A 16,042-nucleotide genomic window follows, 5' to 3' on the forward strand; every position below is an offset into this window, starting at 1 on the left:
ATGTCCGCTTCCCCCCTGACTCTGGCCATCTTCTGCAAGGTCGTCGACAACTACGGCGACATCGGCATCTGCTGGCGTCTCGCGCGCCAGCTGCAGCGCGAACATGGCGTGGCGGTCACGCTCTGGGTCGACGACCTGGCCAGCTTCCGCCGCATCTGTCCCGAGGTGGATATCGACGCTGCGACCCAGCAAGTGCAGGGCGTGGCCGTGCATCACTGGCGCGGCCAGGACGACGACTACACGCCCGCGGATGTGGCCGACATCGTCATCGAGTTTTTTGCAGTAGATATCCCTCCTCGCTACGCCGAAGCGATGGCGGCGCGCACGCCGCGTCCGGTCTGGCTGAACCTGGAAGGCTTGACGGCGGAAGAGTGGGTCGAAGGCTGCCATCGCCTGCCGTCGATGCACCCGCGCCTGAAGCTGACCAAGCATTTCTTCTTCCCCGGCTTTACGAATCAGACCGGTGGTCTGCTGCGCGAGGCGGGCTTGGCAAGCGAGCGCGAAGCCTTCCTCGGCCAGCCGCAGCAGGTACGGGCCTTCCTGCACGGCCTCGGTTTGCCCGATGCCGAGATCGACGCCTATAAAGTGTCGTTGTTCTGCTATCCGCATGCGCCGGTGGCCGAGTTGTTCGCGGCCTGGCAGGGCGGCGGCGAACGCTTGACCTGCCTGGTGCCTGAAGGCGTGGCCGCAGGGGCGGTCGAGGCTTTCCTCGGCGGTCCGGGCCGCGCCGGCGCGGTCGCCACGCGCGGCAATCTGACGGTGCGCGTGCTGCCCTTCGTGCCGCAACCGGACTACGACCGCCTGCTGTGGGCTTGCGACTTGAACTTCGTGCGCGGCGAGGATTCCTGGGTGCGCGCCCAGTGGGCCGGCAAGCCTTTCGTCTGGCATATTTATCCGCAAGACGAGAATCTGCACCACAAGAAGCTGCGGGCTTTCCTCGGCCGTTATGCGCCCGACATCGACAGCCTGCAAAGCGTGATGCTGCAATGGAATGGTGCTGCTGCGCACCCCGCGAGCTGGTCCGAGCTGTGGTCGGCATTGCAGGGCGACAAGGAGCGTATCGAGACCCGCTCGCGCGTGTGGCAGGCGCGGATGTTGGAAAACGGCGACCTCGCAACGAACCTGCTCGCCTTCGCCGCTTCACTGCGTTAGGCACGGCTCGCGTTACGTGGTATCATGCTCTGTTACTGCAACCCCCTTTTTTAGATACTCATAATCCTATGAAACCCGCAAAAGAGATTCGTGTCGGCAACATCATCATGGTTGATGAAAAGCCTTTTATCGTCCTGCGTTCCGATGTCAACGGCTCGAGCCGCACGGGCTTCACCTACAAGTGGAAGATGAAAAATCTTCTGACCAACGCACCGCTGGAAAACGTGTTCCGCGGCGATGACAAGTTCGACGTCGTCGTGCTGGACAAGAAGCCGGTCACCTACTCGTACTTCGCCGATCCGCTGTACGTCTTCATGGACGAAGAGTACAACCAGTTCGAAATCGAAGAAGAGAACCTGGGCGACGCGCTGCACTACCTGAAAGACGGTATGGAATGCGAAGCCGTGTTCTACGACGGCAAGGCCATCTCGGTCGAACTGCCGACCACCATCGCACGCCAGGTCGTCTACTCGGAACCAGCCGTCAAGGGCAACACCTCGGGCAACGTCCTGAAGGAAGCCAAGATCGAGAACGCCATCGAAGCCCACCAGCACATCGTCATGGTGCCGCTGTTCGTGAGCCAGGACGACACCATCGAGATCGACACCCGCACCAACGAATACAAGCGCGTCGTACGCAACTAAGCCGTAACTAAGACCAGCTTGTAGTCCGTTTTGCGAAAAAACGCTGCCTTCACCGGCAGCGTTTTTTTTCGTCTATTCGATTCAGCGGGAAATGGTGCTGAGTGGAAAGCACTGCTATGCTAGTGCTTTACTTATAAACAAGAGTGGAGAGACAGATGGATCGCAGGGATTTCGTTCGACTGGGTGTAGCTGCCGGTGCAGTGGCGGGTGTAGCGGCAAACGCGGCAGCGGCACCGAAGGCCATGGCGGCCGACGACTTGCTGGATGCAGGCGTGCGCGAGCAGGGCGCGGTCATGGCCGCCGGCAAGACCAGTTCGCAGCAGCTCGTGAAACGCTACCTGGCGCGCATCGCCGCCGTCGACAAGGCCGGCCCGAAGATCAATTCCGTCATCGAACTCAATCCCGACGCGCTCGCCATTGCAGCCGAACTCGACCGTGAGCGCGCAGCCGGCAAGCTGCGCGGTCCGCTGCACGGCATTCCGGTCCTGCTGAAAGACAATATCGCCACCGGCGACAAGATGAGCACGAGCGCCGGTTCGCTGGCGCTGCACGGCGTGCGGGCTAAAAAAGACGCCTTCGTTGCCGAGCGCCTGCGCGCGGCCGGCGCCGTCATCATCGGCAAAACGAACCTGTCGGAATGGGCGAACATGCGCTCGACCCATTCGGTCAGCGGCTGGAGCGGACGCGGCGGCCAGACCAGGAATCCGCATGCGCTGGACCGCAACCCGAGCGGCTCGAGCTCCGGTTCGGGCGCCGCGATCGCGGCCAGCCTGGCCACGCTGGCGGTCGGCACCGAAACCGACGGTTCCATCGTCTCCCCGGCATCGAGCTGCGGCATCGTCGGCATCAAGCCGACCCTGGGCCTGGTCAGCCGCAGCGGCATCATCCCGATCGCCCACTCGCAGGATACGGCCGGTCCGATGACGCGCAGCGTCGCCGATGCCGCCCTGATGCTGGCGGCCATGACCGGCGTCGACAAGGACGATGCGGTCACGAAGGAGAGCAATGGCAAGGTCGCCGACTATGCCGCGGCCCTGCGTCTGGATGGCCTGCGCGGCAAGCGCATCGGCGTGGCGCGCGATTTCTTTGGCGGCAGCACGGTCATCGACGAGCTCATCGACAAGGAGCTGGCCGTCTTGCGCGCGCAGGGCGCGATCCTGGTCGACGTCAAGGTGCCGAACACGGACAAGTACGGCGAGACCGAGGTCGAAGTGCTGCTGCAGGAATTCACGCCGGACCTGGCCGCGTATCTGGCCGCCTACGCCCCGCATGCGCCGGTGAAGAACATGGCCGACGTGATCGCCTTTAACGAAAAGAACGCGGCGCGCGAGATGCCGTACTTCGGCCAGGAACACCTGATCGCTTCGCAGAAGAAAGAGGGACTGGATTCGAAGGCCTACAAGGAAGCGCTGGCGAACAACCTGCGCTATTCGCGCGAAGAGGGCATCGACCAGGTCATGCGCGAACACAAGCTCGATGCACTGGTGGCGCCGACCGGCGGCCTGGCCTGGCTGACCGACTACATCAACGGCGACCACTACGGCATGAGCTTCTCGTCGCCGGCGGCGGTGGCCGGCTATCCGCACGTCACGGTGCCGGCCGGCTTCGCACGCGGTCTGCCGGTCGGGATCTCGTTCGTGGGCGGCGCCTGGAGCGAGGCGACCCTGATCGGCATGGCCTATGCCTACGAGCAGGCCAGCAAGCGCCGCCGCGCGCCGGCCTTCCCGGGTACGGTCAACATCAAGGTCTAAACAATTGTTTGAGCGGCACAAACAGTTGTTTGTGCCGCCGGAATCAGTTCCGCTTGGCGCGTTCGAACGCGGGACCCCAGAGCGGATGTCCCTGTTCGCCCGACTCCAGATCGAAGTCGGGATCGATTTTCAGGATCTTCTCGAAGCTTTGCTCGCACTGCTTCGGACGCGAGGTCACGCAGTAGCTGAAGGCGGTGTATTTCAGGGCGTCCACCCGTACGCGCAGCGGCGAATTGCTGCGGATGTCGTTCGAATTCAGGCGCTTGATGGCGCCGTTGAAATCTCCCTCGTTGTACAGGCGGATGCCTTCGCGCAGCGCGGTCTGGTCGCGGTTCGGCGCCGCTTCGGCACGGGCCTCGCTGCGCGATTCCGAACGCGATTCGGCGCGTGCGCCCGGCCGCGGTTCGTCCTTGCCCACTTCGCGCACGACGGTCCGCGCAGGCTTGCGGTTGAGAGCCGAATCCATCAGCGAATTCATTTCGGCGCAGCCGGACAAAGCTGCGGCGGCCAACAGAGCGCCCAGCCAGCGGGGAGGAAGAATTCTCGGCATGACAGCCTCCTTATTCGGCCTTGGCCGTGAAATCGTGTTCAATGGCCATGGACTCCTTCGAGCCGGCGTCGACGGTCATCGTATGCTCGGGGAAACTCGGATTGACGATCCGGATCGTGTGCTGGCCCGGCGCCAGGGTCAGGCGCTTGACCGGCGGGCTCACGCCGCGGTCGACGCCGTCGACGTAGACGGTGCCCCAGGGCTTGATCAGCAGTTTATACGTGGTGCCGTTGACGACGGCGACGCCGTTCTTGCCTGCAGGTTTGGCAGGCTCGGCCGTCGTTTCCGGCCCCGCGGCCTCGTCCGCCGCGACCATTCCTTCGGCTTCCTCGGCGGCCGGCACGGCAGCCTGGTCGGCCGGCGCACTGGCGGATGGCGGCGCGAGCACGGTGTCGCCCTTGTCCAGGCCGTTGGCGGCGCGCTCGGCGGGCGGCAGGCTCAAGGGCACCAGGTCGCGCGTATCGTCCTGTTGCATGTACGAGATGAGCGCGCTCCCGGCTGCCAGCACGACGACGGCGGCGCCCGCCAGCATGCCCCAGCGCTGTGCGCGGCCGCTGCGTTCGGTGGTAGTCCAGGTCTGCTGGAGTCCGCCCGGCGCGGCTTGCCCCGTCGGAGCGCCCGGAGCGGCGGATGGTTTCAGCGGAGCAGCCGGTGCCGGTCCGGTGTCCTTGGCGAAGGCGGGCGCGATGCGTTCGGGTGCGCGCTCATGGGGCGCGTCATTCTGGTTGGCCGGCTTGCGCAGCATGGGGCTGGCTGCGCTGTCGGGAGCGGGCGGCTCGTGGTGGAGCGGTTCCGGCGCCGGCGCAGGCTCGTCCGATAACGCCGGCTGCGCGTCCAGGGCCGGAGGCGGTTCGACGAGGGCCACGGCCGGCTCCGGTATCGCCTCGGCCGCACCGGCTTCGATCCCCAGCAGGGCACGCATCTCGGCAATGGTCTGCGGCCGCAGGCGCCGGTTCGGCCCCAGGCAGCAGTCCAGGCCCTTGGTCAATTGCTCGCTGTAGCCTTCGTAGAGGCGCGGTCCCAGCGGCCCGTCCGGCGGCAGTTCGGCGGTGATCGCGTAATGCCCGACCAGGGCCAGCGCGTGCAGGTCTCCGGCCAGGCTGGGTGCGTCCGAGGCGGTTTCGTCGACCGAGGGCAGCAGCAGGGCTTCGCCATTGGCCAGCATCACCAGCGTGTCGGGCGTGATCGGACGATGCGGGGCGCCGCTGGCGTACTGCTGTTCGAGCGAGTCGAGGGTGTGGCGCAACAAGTTGCGGCACCAGGTCTCGTCGACCAGCGCGGGGGTGTGCTCGACGATGTCGCGCACCGGGCGCCCGTCCGAGAACGGGGTGTAGATCGATGTGGTTTGGCTGGTCATTTTGCTAAACGTTTATTTTTAGCAAAACTATGCCAGATTTAAGCTTCCAGTGGCGCTGCTGAGTTCAAACGTGCGCGGGTCCGCCCAGGTTCAGACCTCGAGGAAACGCATCTTGAAGCTACGTCCCTTGAAGCTGCCGAAGTCCGGTCCCAGCTTGTTGCCCGCGTTCAGCTTGCGGTAAGCGGCGTCCGCCACCTCGCGTGCGAGCGCGACATAGGTCTGGAATTCGGTGACGTTGATCTTGCCGACCTGGTCCTTCAGCAAGCCGGCATCGCCGGTGAGGGCGCCCAGCACGTCGCCCGGACGCAGCTTGTCCTTCTTGCCGCCGGCGATCACCATGGTCAGCATCGGTGCCGGCTCGGCCGGCAGCACGGAGTCCCCGAGGTCCTCGATCTTGTGCCAGGTCACGGGCGCGTCCTGGTACTCCTCGATCGCGCGCACCCATTTCTTTTCGTTCGGCGCGCACAGCGACAGGGCAAGACCGGTCTCGTCGCCGCGGCCGGTGCGGCCGATACGGTGCACGTGGACTTCCGCATCTTTCGAGACGTCGACGTTGATCACCGCTTCCAGGTTGGCGATGTCGAGGCCGCGCGCGGCCACATCCGTTGCAACCAGCACCGAGCAGCTGCGGTTGGCAAACAGGATCAGGATTTCGTCGCGCTCGCGCTGTTCGAGTTCGCCGTACAGGGCCAGCGCCGAGAAGCCTTGGTCGCGCAGCGAATCGGCCAGTTCGCGGCAGTGCGCCTTGGTGTTGCAGAAGGCGAGGGTCGAGACCGGCTTGTAGTGGCGCAGCAGGCGCGCGACCGCATCGTCGCGGTTGTCGAAGCCGACTTCATAGAAGCGCTGCTCGATCTTGGAATCGTCGTGCTGGCTCTCGACCGCGATCTCGACCGGGTCGTTGAGGAAGCCGGCGGTGGCGTGGCGGATGTCGTCCGGGTAGGTCGCCGAGAACAGCAGGGTCTGGCGGCGCTGCGGGCAGGCCGAGACGATGCCGGCGATCTCGTCGTAGAAACCCATGTCGGTCATGCGGTCCGCCTCGTCCAGCACCAGGGTCTGGACCTTCGACAGGTCGATCGTCGCGCGGCCGAGGTGGTCGCGGATGCGGCCCGGCGTGCCGACCACGATGTGGGCGCCGTGCTCGAGCGAGGCGATCTGCGGGCGCATGGCGACGCCGCCGGTCAGGGTCAGGATCTTGACGTTGCCGACGCCGCGCGCCAGGCGGCGCAGTTCGCCCGCGACCTGGTCCGCCAGTTCGCGCGTCGGGCACAGCACCAGGCCCTGCACCGCGAACCAGGCCGGATTGAGCTTATGCAGCAGGCCGATGCCGAAGGCCGCGGTCTTGCCGCTGCCGGTCGCTGCCTGCGCGATCAGGTCGCGGCCCTGCAGCACCGAAGGCAGGCTTTCGGCCTGGATCGGGGTCATCTCGTGGTAGCCGAGGGTACCGAGGTTGGCGAGGAATTGCGGTGCCAGCGGCAGCGCGGAGAAGGAAGTGGTGATGCGCGAGGTGGTCATGCGGCCTCCAGCCGAAAAGGGCCGGAAGTCAGGGGTCCGGTGCCCAGACCGGCAAGCCGGTCAGATCAAGGTTGTCGTCGCGGCGCCAGACTGGCAAGCCGGTGGTATCGGTTTCTTCGAGCAGGGAAATCTGCTCCTGCTTCATGGCCGGGCGGCGGGGACGGGGAGCGCGTTTGGTCTCTATCTGGGCCAACTGTGCGACAGCGCCGGCTTCGAGCGGGGCGGCCGGTTCGAAACCCGGCAGGTCGATCGTGGCGTTGTCTTTCTTGTCTCTCATCCGGCGTACTGGGCCCAGAAAACAAAAGCCCGGCTGCAAGAGTCGGGCTCGTTGTAAAACTCGTGTTTGGTTGCGGGGACAGGATTTGAACCTGTGACCTTCGGGTTATGAGCCCGACGAGCTGCCAGACTGCTCCACCCCGCAGCGCTATTGTACTGCTTCACGCTCCGGGATGCAAATGCAGGGAAGAAGTTATCCCTTTGCACTCCGCAAACGCCACAACGAAGTCACTTCCTGCGCACGGGCCGCATGCAGCGGATCGTCCTTGTCCTGTGCCTTCGGATGAACGGGGCGCACGTCGTGCCGTCCCGCGACCGTCAGGCCTGCCGCTTCGATCCAGCCCAGCAGCTGCTCGCGCGAACGCAGGCCCAGGTGCTCGGCCAGGTCGGACAGAATTAGCCAGCCTTCGCCGCCCGGCGCCAGGTGTGCCTGCAGGCCGTTCAGGAAGCCGCGCAGCATGCGGCTGTCCGGGTCGTAGATCGCGTATTCGATCGCCGAACTCGGCTTGCCCGGTAGCCAGGGCGGATTGCAGACGACCAGTTCGGCCTGGCCTTCGGGGAACAGGTCGGCCTGGATGATCTCGACCTGCGCGTCCAGGCCAAGGCGCGCGATGTTCTCGCGCGCGCAGCCGAGAGCGCGCGCATCCATGTCGGTGGCGAGCACGCGGCGCAGCCCGCGGCGCGCCAGCACGGCGGACAGGATGCCGGTGCCGGCGCCGATGTCGAAAGCGGTCTGCGCTTTGTGCGGCAGCGGCGCCTGCGCGACCAGCTCGACGTACTCGCCGCGCACGGGCGAGAACACGCCATACCAGGGATGGATGCGATCGTCGAGCGCCGCGATCGGCACGCCCTTGCTGCGCCATTCGTGTGCGCCGATGAGGCCCAGCAGTTCGCGCAGCGAGACGACGAAGGGTTCGCTGAACGCGCCATAGGCCTCGTTGCAGGCCTGACGTACGTCCGGTGCGCGCCGCAGCGGAATCGTGTAGTCGGCCTCGAACGGGATCAGCAGCATGGCCAGCGTGCGGGCACGCTGCAGCTGGGCCAGGCGATGACGGTGGAACTGCTCGGTAATCGTCGGCGCGGCCGTCCCCGCCTTGGCCCGCTTGGCACGGGCCGGCTTCTGGTCGATCCGGCGCGCCAGCGCCTGCAGCAATTGGCGCGCATTCTGGAAGTCGCCGCGCCAGAGCAGGGCGGTGCCATCCAGGGCCAGCCGGTAGGCCGTGTCGGCCGCCATTGTGTCGTCGGCAATGACGACCTTTTTTGGGGCCGGCCAGCCGCTCTCCGAACGCCACAGCGCGGAGCGTGCCTGGCCGTTCTCCACCCATTCGATACGCGTCATATCAGTGGTGGTGATGCCAGTGGCCGTCGCCCGATTCCATGAAGGACTTCACGGCGTCAGGATTGCCGGTCGCATGGCGGCGCACTTCGCCGCAGCCGCAGATGCCCTGGTAAGGCTGGATGTGCGAGCAGGCCGAGACCTTCTGCAGGAAGACGGTGACGTTTTTTGCGCACTTGGCGCATTTGAAGGTGAGGGTGCGGGCGGGTTTCATGTTGTTCAGTGGGTGCTGGATGCAAAGGGCGCCATTGTACAACGCTGCATATACCGCGGTGGGGGTATGCATGTTGACATGGCTAGCCAGTTTTGCAACACTCGATCCGTTGTATTTCTTGATAACAATATGGAGAAGCCCATGCGTCTGGTCCGTTCCGTTGTCCACCTGTCCGCGCTCGCCCTGTGCGTGCATGCCGCCTTTGCCCCAGCCCACGCCGCGACCACCGCACCTGCCGCCAAAGTCCAACAGGCGCAAAAGGCGCCCAAGCGCTACACCATCGAGCAGTTCATGGCGACGACCTCGGTGACCGGCGCCTCCTTCAGCAAGGACGAGAAGAACATCCTCTTCAGCAGCAACGCCTCCGGCATCTTCAACGTCTATACGATCCCCGTCGGCGGCGGCAAGCCGGTGCCGCTGACCCGCTCGACCCTGGATAGCACCTACGCCATCGGCTACTTCTACAACGACGACCGCGTCCTGTTCACGCGCGACAGCGGCGGCAACGAGCGCAACCACGTGTTCGTGCGCGAACTCGACGGCAAGGAAACCGACCTGACCCCGGGCGACAAGCACCGCGCGATGTTCGCCGGCTGGCGTCCCGACGGCAGCGGCTTCTATGTCCTGACCAACGAGCGCGATCCGAAGTTCTTCGATCTCTACCTGTATGACGCGAAGGACTACAAGCGTAGCGTCGTGTACCAGAACGACAGCGGCATGAACGTGTCCTCCATCAGCCGCGACGGCAAGTGGCTGGCCTTCGACAAGCCCAACACCACGGCCGACAGCGATGTCTACCTCTACAACGTGGCCGCGCGCGAAATGAAGCACATCACGCCGCACAAGGGCACCGCCAGCCATTCGGCGTCGACCTTCGATCCGGACTCGAAGCGCCTGCTGTTCACCACCAACGACGGCGGCGAATTCGCCCGCATCGCCAGCTACGACCTCGCCAGCGGCCAGGTCAGCGACGTCGAGAAGGCCGACTGGGACCTGCTCGGCACCAGCTATTCGCGCAACGGACAGCACCGGGTGAGCGTGGTCAACCGTGACGGCAGCATCGACGTGCGCGTCAGCGAAGCGGGAGGCAAGCCGGTGGCGATGCCCAAGCTGCCGGGCGGCGAGCTGCGCCAGACCACCTTCTCGCCGAGCGGCCGCCTGGTCGCGTTCTATCTCAACGGCGACCGCTCGCCGAGCAATCTGTACGTGCACGACTTTGGCAGCAAGAAGACTACTCAGCTGACCCAAAGCCTGAACAAGGAAATCGATCCGAACGACCTGGTCGAGGCCGAGGTGGTGCGCTTCCGGTCATTCGACGGCATGGTGATCCCGTCGATCTACTACAAGCCGAAGGGCGCCTCCGCCACGAACAAGGTGCCCGCCATCGTCTACGTGCACGGCGGCCCGGGCGGCCAGACCATGCGCGGCTACAACGCCCAGATCCAGTACCTGGTCAACCACGGTTATGCGGTGCTGGGCATCAACAACCGCGGCAGCTCGGGCTACGGCAAGACCTTCTTCACCGCCGACGACCGCAAGCATGGCCGCGAGCCGCTGTGGGACTGCGTCGAGGCCAAGACCTGGCTCGCCAGCCTCGGCTACATCGATCCGGAACGCGTGGCGATCATGGGAGGCAGCTATGGCGGCTACATGACCCTGGCGGCGATGGCCTTCCGACCGGAAGCCTTCAAGGTCGGCATCGACATCTTCGGCGTGAGCAACTGGGTACGCACCCTGGAGAGCATTCCGCCCTACTGGGAAGCGCAGCGCAAGGCGCTGTACGACGAGATCGGCGACCCGGTGAAGGACAAGGAATTCCTGGTCGCGACCTCGCCGCTGTTCCACGCGGCGAACATCCGCAAGCCGCTGATGGTCATCCAGGGGGCGAACGACCCGCGCGTGATCAAGCCGGAGAGCGACGAGATCGTCGAAGGCGTGCGCAAGAACGGGGTGGAGGTGGAGTACATCGTGTTCCCGGACGAGGGGCACGGCTTCTCCAAGAAGAAGAACCAGATCGAGGCCAGCGCGAAGATCCTGGCCTTCCTCGACAAGCACCTGAAGAAGTGAGCTTGTGTTGAGTTAGAACGGATTCACGTGCAGCGTGAATCCGTTTTTTTTATGCTCCCGGCAGGTCGCGCCGCTTTATGTGCCGACACTCACCGCGCTGCTGCCTCCCCCGGTCGGCCGCACCTGGATCTTGGCCGCGATCCGCTCCGTCATCTCCTGCACGTGCGAGATCACGCCGACCTTCCGGCCCATGGCCTGCAGCGCGTCGAGCGCGTCCATGGCGATGCCGAGGGTGTCGCTGTCGAGCGAGCCGAAGCCCTCGTCGATGAACAGCGACTCGACCCGTACCCGGTTCGAGGACAGCGAAGCCAGGCCCAGCGCCAGGGCCAGCGAGACGAGGAAGGATTCGCCGCCCGAGAGGGAGTTGACCGAGCGGATTTCGCCGCCCATGTCCTGGTCGCGCACCATCAGCGCCAGCGAGGGGGCGCCGGCGTTGTCGACGCGCTCGAGGCGGTAGCGCCGCGCCAGCTGGTTCAGGTGGCTGTTGGCGTAGCCGAGCAGGACGTCGAGCGTGAATTGCTGGGCGTAGTTGCGGAACTTCTTGCCGTCGGCGGAACCGATCAGTTCCGACAGCCGACCCCAGCGCGCCTCGATCGCCTGCTGGCGTTCGATCTCGGCCAGCATCGATTGCGCCCGCACGCGGCGCTCGTCGTCCTGGGCCGCCTGCAGGCGCAGGCTGGTCGCGCGTTCGTGCACGGCGCTGCGTTCTTCCAGCACGGCCTGCAAGGCGTCGGCGACGGCGGCGCCGTCCTGCATGGCGCCGTCGGGCGATGCGCTGGCTTCGTGCAGCGCGCGCTGGGCCTTGCGCTCGGCCAGCACGGTGTCTGCCTTCGACAGCGCGGCGTCGAGTTCGGCCAGGGCGGCGCGTTCCTGGGCCCGCGCGGCCTCGCCGACGGCGAGCAGGCCGGCCAGCTGCGCCTGGCTCTCCACCGGTGCCAGATCGGCATGGTGGGCGGCATAGTCCTCGAGCCAGTCGGCCAGTCGTGCGGCGGCATCCCTCGCGTCGTCCTGCAGCGTTCCGATGCGTTCCTGGGCCTGCGTGAGCGCACTGCGCACCCGGGTTTCGCGCTGCGCCGCCTCGCCGGCCGCCGCCTGGCGCGCGGCCAGGGTCTCACGGCTTGACGTGACGGCGCGGCGCAGCTCCTGCTCGACCTCGCCGACGGCGCGGCCCGCGAACAGGGCGGCGCGGGCGGCGCGCCGTTCTCCCAGTTCGGCTTCGCTGCGGGCACAGGCATCGAGCGCGGCGGCAGCGGCGCCGGCTGCATGCTCGGCGCGCACGGCCGCTTCGCGCTGGGCAGCTTCGAGCGCCGCCAGGGCCGCGCGCTGTTCAAACAGCTGGGTGGACTGCGTCGTCCAGGCTTTCGCCTCGGCCGCACGCGCCGCCTGCCATTGGACGGGATTGCGGCGCCACAGCGCTTGCCAGCCCTCGCCGGATGCGTCAAGCAGCACAGGATCGAGGTCGGCCAGCACGGCCGCCAGCGCGGCGCGCTCGCGTTCGAGCTGGGCACCGATCGTTTTGTGTTCGCTTTCCAGGGTGCCCAGGGCAGCCTGCGCCTTATGGGCGGCCTCGCGCAGGCGCGTCTGTTCGGCGGTCGCGGCTTCGAAGCTGGCCTGGGCCGTCTCGCGCGCCTGCATGGCGCGCCGCGCGGCCTGCTGGCGCGCGTCGATGGCCTCCAGCGCCTCGCGCACGGCCGACATCTGGGCTTCGAACCAGGGCTGGCGTTCGCCGGCGGGCGGCGCCTCGCCGGACACCGGATTGGCGCGCCAGGCGGCATCGAGTTCGGCCAGGTCGGCCGCCAGGGCAGTGCGCTCCTGCGCGAGCGTGGCCAAGCGCTCGCCGCTCGATGCGAGCTGGGCGCGCCGCGTCGCCTGTTCCGACAGGTTGCGCTGTACCTCGGCGCGGCGCTCGGCGACCTGGGTGCGCAGCAGTTCGAAGACCGCGTGCAGGCGCGCGTCCTGGTGCGCGTAGGGATGGGCTGCGCTGCCGCAGACCGGGCAGGGGTCGCCCTCGACCAGCGCCGCGCGCAGGGTGGCGACGTCGCCGGCGCAGGCCAGTTCGGCCGCGCTCAGGGCCTGCTCGGCCTGGCTTGCCGCGCCAGTCAGCGCGGGCTCGGCGGCAAGTGCGGCCGCCAGCGCGGTGTCGGCGGTGCTGCGCGCGGAGCGGGTGCGTTCGAGTTCGGCATCGATCCGGGCCAGGTGGTCGCGCGCCGTGTGCAGGCCTTTCGCCAGGCGCACGGCGGCGCCCAGCTGTTCGCGCCGGGCGTCGAGACGCTGGCGCTCTTCATTCAAGGCATCCGGATCGAAGCCGGCCAGCGCAGCGGACGCAGCCTGGCGCGCGGCTTCAAGTTCGGCGATGCGGCCGGTCGCCGCGTCAAATGCCTCCTGCGCTGCCTGCGCGGTGGCGGCCGCATTCACGCGGGCGCGCTCGGCCCGGGCCAGGGAGGCAATGCTGGTTTCCTCGCTCGCGGCAGCCTGCGCGGCCTGCGCGAACAGCTTGTCCCAGCGCGGCCACTGCGCGGCCAGGGCTTCGTGGCGGCGATGGTCGGCGAGCCAGGCGGCGCTGCGCGTCTCGGCCTCGCGCGTCTGCGCCAGCCGGGTTTCGGCCTCGCCAAGCAGTGCGCGCGTACGCGCCAGCTCGGCCGCCGATTCGTCGCGCCGCGCGGCCAGCTGGGCATGGGCGCCGGCCAGCGTGGCGATGGTCGCATCGAGCGCTTTTGCCGCGTCGAGCTGCGCGGCGGCGGCCAGTTGCGCCGCCTCCGCCGTCTCGAGCGCCAGGGTCGCGCCTTGCACTTCCTGCAGGGCCTGGTGCACGCCTTGCGCCGCGCGTTCGAGTTCGCCCTGGCCGTTGGCAAGCAGGGCTTCGACCTGCGCGCGCTCGGCATCCAGGCGCGCCAGTTCCGCCATCAGCGGACGCGCGGCCTGCACTTCGTCCAGGGTGGCCAGGCGCAGGCGCCGATCCTGCGCCGCTTCCGCGTGCAGGCGGGCCTCGGCCAGCAGGCTTTCCGCCTGCGCTTCGTTCTGGCGCAGGCGCTCGCTCTCCTGGTGCCAGCGCAGCTGGGCTTCCAGCAGGGCACGGCGGACGTCGACCGCCTGCAGGGCGACCTCCACGGCGGCGCGTTCGGCATCCAGCTCGGCACGGGCTTCCTGGGCGAGCGGCGCGTGGTCGGCCAGGCGCGAAGTCAGGCGCCGTACCGCATCCTGTTCCTGTTTATAGCGCTCGTAGGCGCGCTTCGAGATCTCGCTGTAGACGGCGCTGCCGGTGAGCGTTTCGAGCAGCTCGCCGCGCTCGTTCTCGTCGGTTTTCAAAAAGGCCGAGAACTCGTTCTGGGCCAGCAGCACGGAACGGGTGAACTGCTCGAACGAGAGGCCGATGCGCGCCGCGATCTCCGCCTGGGCCTCGGTCTTGGTGCCGCCCAGCGCAACCAGCTCGGGCAGGCGGTGCAGGGTCATGTTCGAGGCCTGCAGCAGGCCGCTGACCTTGTTGCGCGAGCGGCGCACGCTCCAGCGCGCGCGGTAGTGGACGCCGTCGTTGCCGACGAAGTCGACTTCGGCATAACCCTCGGCCGAACCGCGGCGCAGCAGGTTGCGCGCGTCGGTGGTCGAGACGGATTCGCCGCCGGCGTCGGGCAGGGCGCCGCGGCTGCTGCGCTGCTGCAGGCGCGGCGTGTTGCCATATAAAGCCAGGCAGAGGGCGTCGAGCAGGGTGCTTTTGCCGGCGCCGGTCGGCCCGCAGATCGCGAACAGGCCGGAGGAGGCCAGCGGTTCGCTCTCGAAATCGACGCAAAATTCTCCCGCCAGGGACGCCAGGTTGCGTCCCGAGATACGCAGGATCTTCATGCGCGCTCCGCGTCGCCGGGGAGCATCAGTTCGGCAAAGGCCGTCAACTGCTCATTCGGCGCCTCTTCACCGAAGCGCTGCTGCCACAGGCGGCGGAAGATGTCGTCCGGTTGCAGCTGCGCCAACTGGTCGAGCGTCAGCGCGTCGGCGCCGTCTTCGCGGGTGACGACTTTGCGGGTCGGCTCGATCTTCGCCAGGCGCACGGGCTTGCCGGCGATCGCCGTCTCCACTTGCGCGCGCAGGCCCGGCTCCGGACCGTCGAGCAGCACCCGTACCTCCAGGTAGGGGCGGCACTGCGGCGGCAGGTCGGCGTCGAGTTCGAGCGCTTCGAGCGCGGCCAGTACTTCCGGCAGCGGCGCCGGCTTGGGCGGCACGCGCAGCAGCTCGACCGCGCGCGGCACGAGGAGTGGCGTGACTTCCTTCGCGGTCGGGCCGTCGAGGTCGATGCGCAGCACCTGGTGCTGGTAGCCGACTTCGGCGAACGACAGCGGCAGCGGGCTGCCGGAATAGCGCAGGTGCTCCTTCTTGCCGACGCGCTGGGCGAGGTGCAGGTGCCCCAGCGCCGCATAGGCGATCTCCGGATCGAACATCGAGGCCGGCAGCGCTTCGGTGCCGCCGATGACGATGCGGCGCTCCGAGTCGATCGAGGACTGGCCGTCGACCATGTGGCAGTGGCCCATGGCCAGGATCGCCTGATCCGGCTGGCGGCGCGACCGGGCCAGTTCGAAAGCCTGGCTGTAGAGCAGGGCGATGCCGTTCAGGTAGGCGTCGCCTTCGACCTCGGCCTTGGGCACGTCGCCCGGACGCAGGAAGGGCACGCCCAGGCACCAGGCTTTCACTTCGCCCGCTTTGTCCTTCAGCGGCACCAGCAGGCGCTCGAGGTCGATCTCGCCGTCGCGGCCGCGCACCACGTTGCCGATCACGATCGTGCCGTGGGCTTCCAGCAGCGGCCCCGGCGCTTCCAGGCGGCCGGGCGAATCGTGGTTGCCGGCGATGACGACGATCTGCAGGTGCGGCGCGCGCAGCTTGGCCCGCTGCAGGAAGCCGTAGAGCTGGCGCTGGGCGGCGGACGAAGGATTGGCGTTGTCGAAAATGTCGCCCGCGATCAGGAGCGCGTCGGCCTCTTCACTGACGATCGTATCGAGCAGCCAGTCGAGGAAGCACTGGTGTTCGTAGGTCCGGTCGTAATTGTGCAGGGTCTGGCCGAGGTGCCAGTCGGAGGTGTGCAACAGCCGCATGGAGAATCGGGAAAAGGATGGTGAAGGTCGGCTGCACTATAGCGCAGCCGGGCCGCGTCTTCAAAAAAATCGCGCACGCCCCTGCGCTGCTTGGTAAAACCTCATTAG

At 67.2% G+C, this 16,042-nt stretch carries 12 protein-coding genes and 1 tRNA gene; 4 read left to right on the forward strand and 9 right to left on the reverse strand.

Going from position 1 to position 16,042, the window contains the following annotated elements; all coding sequences use genetic code 11:
- The 3 genes from earP to C2862_RS03200 all read left to right on the forward strand — a co-directional run bounded on the left by earP (position 1) and on the right by C2862_RS03200 (position 3,547).
- Positions 1–1,152, forward strand: coding sequence for an elongation factor P maturation arginine rhamnosyltransferase EarP (gene earP, locus C2862_RS03190; protein WP_136218664.1), 1,152 nt, complete (start codon positions 1–3; stop codon positions 1,150–1,152).
- Between the two features lie 68 nt (positions 1,153–1,220).
- Positions 1,221–1,796 carry an elongation factor P gene (locus tag C2862_RS03195; RefSeq protein WP_136218665.1) on the forward strand — a complete coding sequence of 192 codons (576 nt, stop codon included), beginning with the start codon at positions 1,221–1,223 and terminating at the stop codon, positions 1,794–1,796.
- Positions 1,797–1,951: 155 nt separating this feature from the next.
- Positions 1,952–3,547, forward strand: a complete 1,596-nt coding sequence (locus C2862_RS03200) for an amidase (protein ID WP_136218666.1) — start codon at positions 1,952–1,954, stop codon at positions 3,545–3,547.
- A 43-nt stretch (positions 3,548–3,590) separates the two neighbouring features.
- Here the strand turns inward: C2862_RS03200 and C2862_RS03205 are convergent, their stop codons facing one another.
- From C2862_RS03205 to C2862_RS03240, 7 genes are all read right to left on the reverse strand, one after another.
- On the reverse strand, positions 3,591–4,097 hold the full coding sequence (locus C2862_RS03205) for a TssQ family T6SS-associated lipoprotein (protein WP_136218667.1): 507 nt from the start codon (positions 4,095–4,097) through the stop codon (positions 3,591–3,593).
- Positions 4,098–4,107: 10 nt separating this feature from the next.
- Positions 4,108–5,454, reverse strand: coding sequence for a PEGA domain-containing protein (locus tag C2862_RS25175; protein ID WP_168709989.1), 1,347 nt, complete (start codon positions 5,452–5,454; stop codon positions 4,108–4,110).
- Positions 5,455–5,544: 90 nt separating this feature from the next.
- Positions 5,545–6,966, reverse strand: coding sequence for an ATP-dependent RNA helicase DbpA (dbpA, locus tag C2862_RS03220; RefSeq protein ID WP_136218669.1), 1,422 nt, complete (start codon positions 6,964–6,966; stop codon positions 5,545–5,547).
- 28 nt (positions 6,967–6,994) lie between these two features.
- Entirely contained in the window at positions 6,995–7,243 is a 249-nt protein-coding gene (locus tag C2862_RS03225; protein WP_136218670.1) for a hypothetical protein, read from the reverse strand.
- 67 nt (positions 7,244–7,310) lie between these two features.
- Positions 7,311–7,387 (reverse strand) — tRNA-Met (locus tag C2862_RS03230).
- Between the two features lie 48 nt (positions 7,388–7,435).
- Positions 7,436–8,581 carry a class I SAM-dependent methyltransferase gene (locus tag C2862_RS03235; RefSeq protein ID WP_136218671.1) on the reverse strand — a complete coding sequence of 382 codons (1,146 nt, stop codon included), beginning with the start codon at positions 8,579–8,581 and terminating at the stop codon, positions 7,436–7,438.
- 1 nt (position 8,582) lies between these two features.
- Entirely contained in the window at positions 8,583–8,792 is a 210-nt protein-coding gene (locus C2862_RS03240) for a hypothetical protein (protein ID WP_136218672.1), read from the reverse strand.
- A gap of 141 nt (positions 8,793–8,933) precedes the next feature.
- Between C2862_RS03240 and C2862_RS03245 the strand changes: the two genes are divergently transcribed.
- Positions 8,934–10,859: a S9 family peptidase gene (locus C2862_RS03245; RefSeq protein ID WP_136218673.1), complete on the forward strand. Its 1,926-nt coding sequence runs from the start codon at positions 8,934–8,936 to the stop codon at positions 10,857–10,859.
- 75 nt (positions 10,860–10,934) lie between these two features.
- Here the strand turns inward: C2862_RS03245 and C2862_RS03250 are convergent, their stop codons facing one another.
- Positions 10,935–14,696: an AAA family ATPase gene (locus tag C2862_RS03250; RefSeq protein ID WP_136218674.1), complete on the reverse strand. Its 3,762-nt coding sequence runs from the start codon at positions 14,694–14,696 to the stop codon at positions 10,935–10,937.
- A complete protein-coding gene (locus C2862_RS03255) occupies positions 14,693–15,934 on the reverse strand; it encodes an exonuclease SbcCD subunit D C-terminal domain-containing protein (RefSeq protein WP_136218675.1) in 1,242 nt (413 codons plus the stop codon). The genes C2862_RS03250 and C2862_RS03255 overlap by 4 nt, the downstream gene beginning before the upstream one ends.
- Positions 15,935–16,042 lie beyond the last annotated feature (108 nt).

The organism is Massilia sp. Mn16-1_5 (genome assembly GCF_004798585.1).
Taxonomy (GTDB): Bacteria; Pseudomonadota; Gammaproteobacteria; order Burkholderiales; family Burkholderiaceae_D; genus Telluria.

Bases quoted from the DNA above. Each gene is read 5' to 3' on its own strand.
- C2862_RS03195 (WP_136218665.1), top strand. From the start codon at position 1,221: ATGAAACCCGCAAAAGAGATTCGTGTCGGCAACATCATCATGGTTGAT.
- earP (WP_136218664.1), top strand. From the start codon at position 1: ATGTCCGCTTCCCCCCTGACTCTGGCCATCTTCTGCAAGGTCGTCGAC.
- C2862_RS03250 (WP_136218674.1), bottom strand. From the start codon at position 14,696: ATGAAGATCCTGCGTATCTCGGGACGCAACCTGGCGTCCCTGGCGGGA.
- C2862_RS03225 (WP_136218670.1), bottom strand. From the start codon at position 7,243: ATGAGAGACAAGAAAGACAACGCCACGATCGACCTGCCGGGTTTCGAA.
- C2862_RS03255 (WP_136218675.1), bottom strand. From the start codon at position 15,934: ATGCGGCTGTTGCACACCTCCGACTGGCACCTCGGCCAGACCCTGCAC.
- C2862_RS03245 (WP_136218673.1), top strand. From the start codon at position 8,934: ATGCGTCTGGTCCGTTCCGTTGTCCACCTGTCCGCGCTCGCCCTGTGC.
- C2862_RS03200 (WP_136218666.1), top strand. From the start codon at position 1,952: ATGGATCGCAGGGATTTCGTTCGACTGGGTGTAGCTGCCGGTGCAGTG.
- dbpA (WP_136218669.1), bottom strand. From the start codon at position 6,966: ATGACCACCTCGCGCATCACCACTTCCTTCTCCGCGCTGCCGCTGGCA.
- C2862_RS03235 (WP_136218671.1), bottom strand. From the start codon at position 8,581: ATGACGCGTATCGAATGGGTGGAGAACGGCCAGGCACGCTCCGCGCTG.
- C2862_RS03240 (WP_136218672.1), bottom strand. From the start codon at position 8,792: ATGAAACCCGCCCGCACCCTCACCTTCAAATGCGCCAAGTGCGCAAAA.
- C2862_RS25175 (WP_168709989.1), bottom strand. From the start codon at position 5,454: ATGACCAGCCAAACCACATCGATCTACACCCCGTTCTCGGACGGGCGC.
- C2862_RS03205 (WP_136218667.1), bottom strand. From the start codon at position 4,097: ATGCCGAGAATTCTTCCTCCCCGCTGGCTGGGCGCTCTGTTGGCCGCC.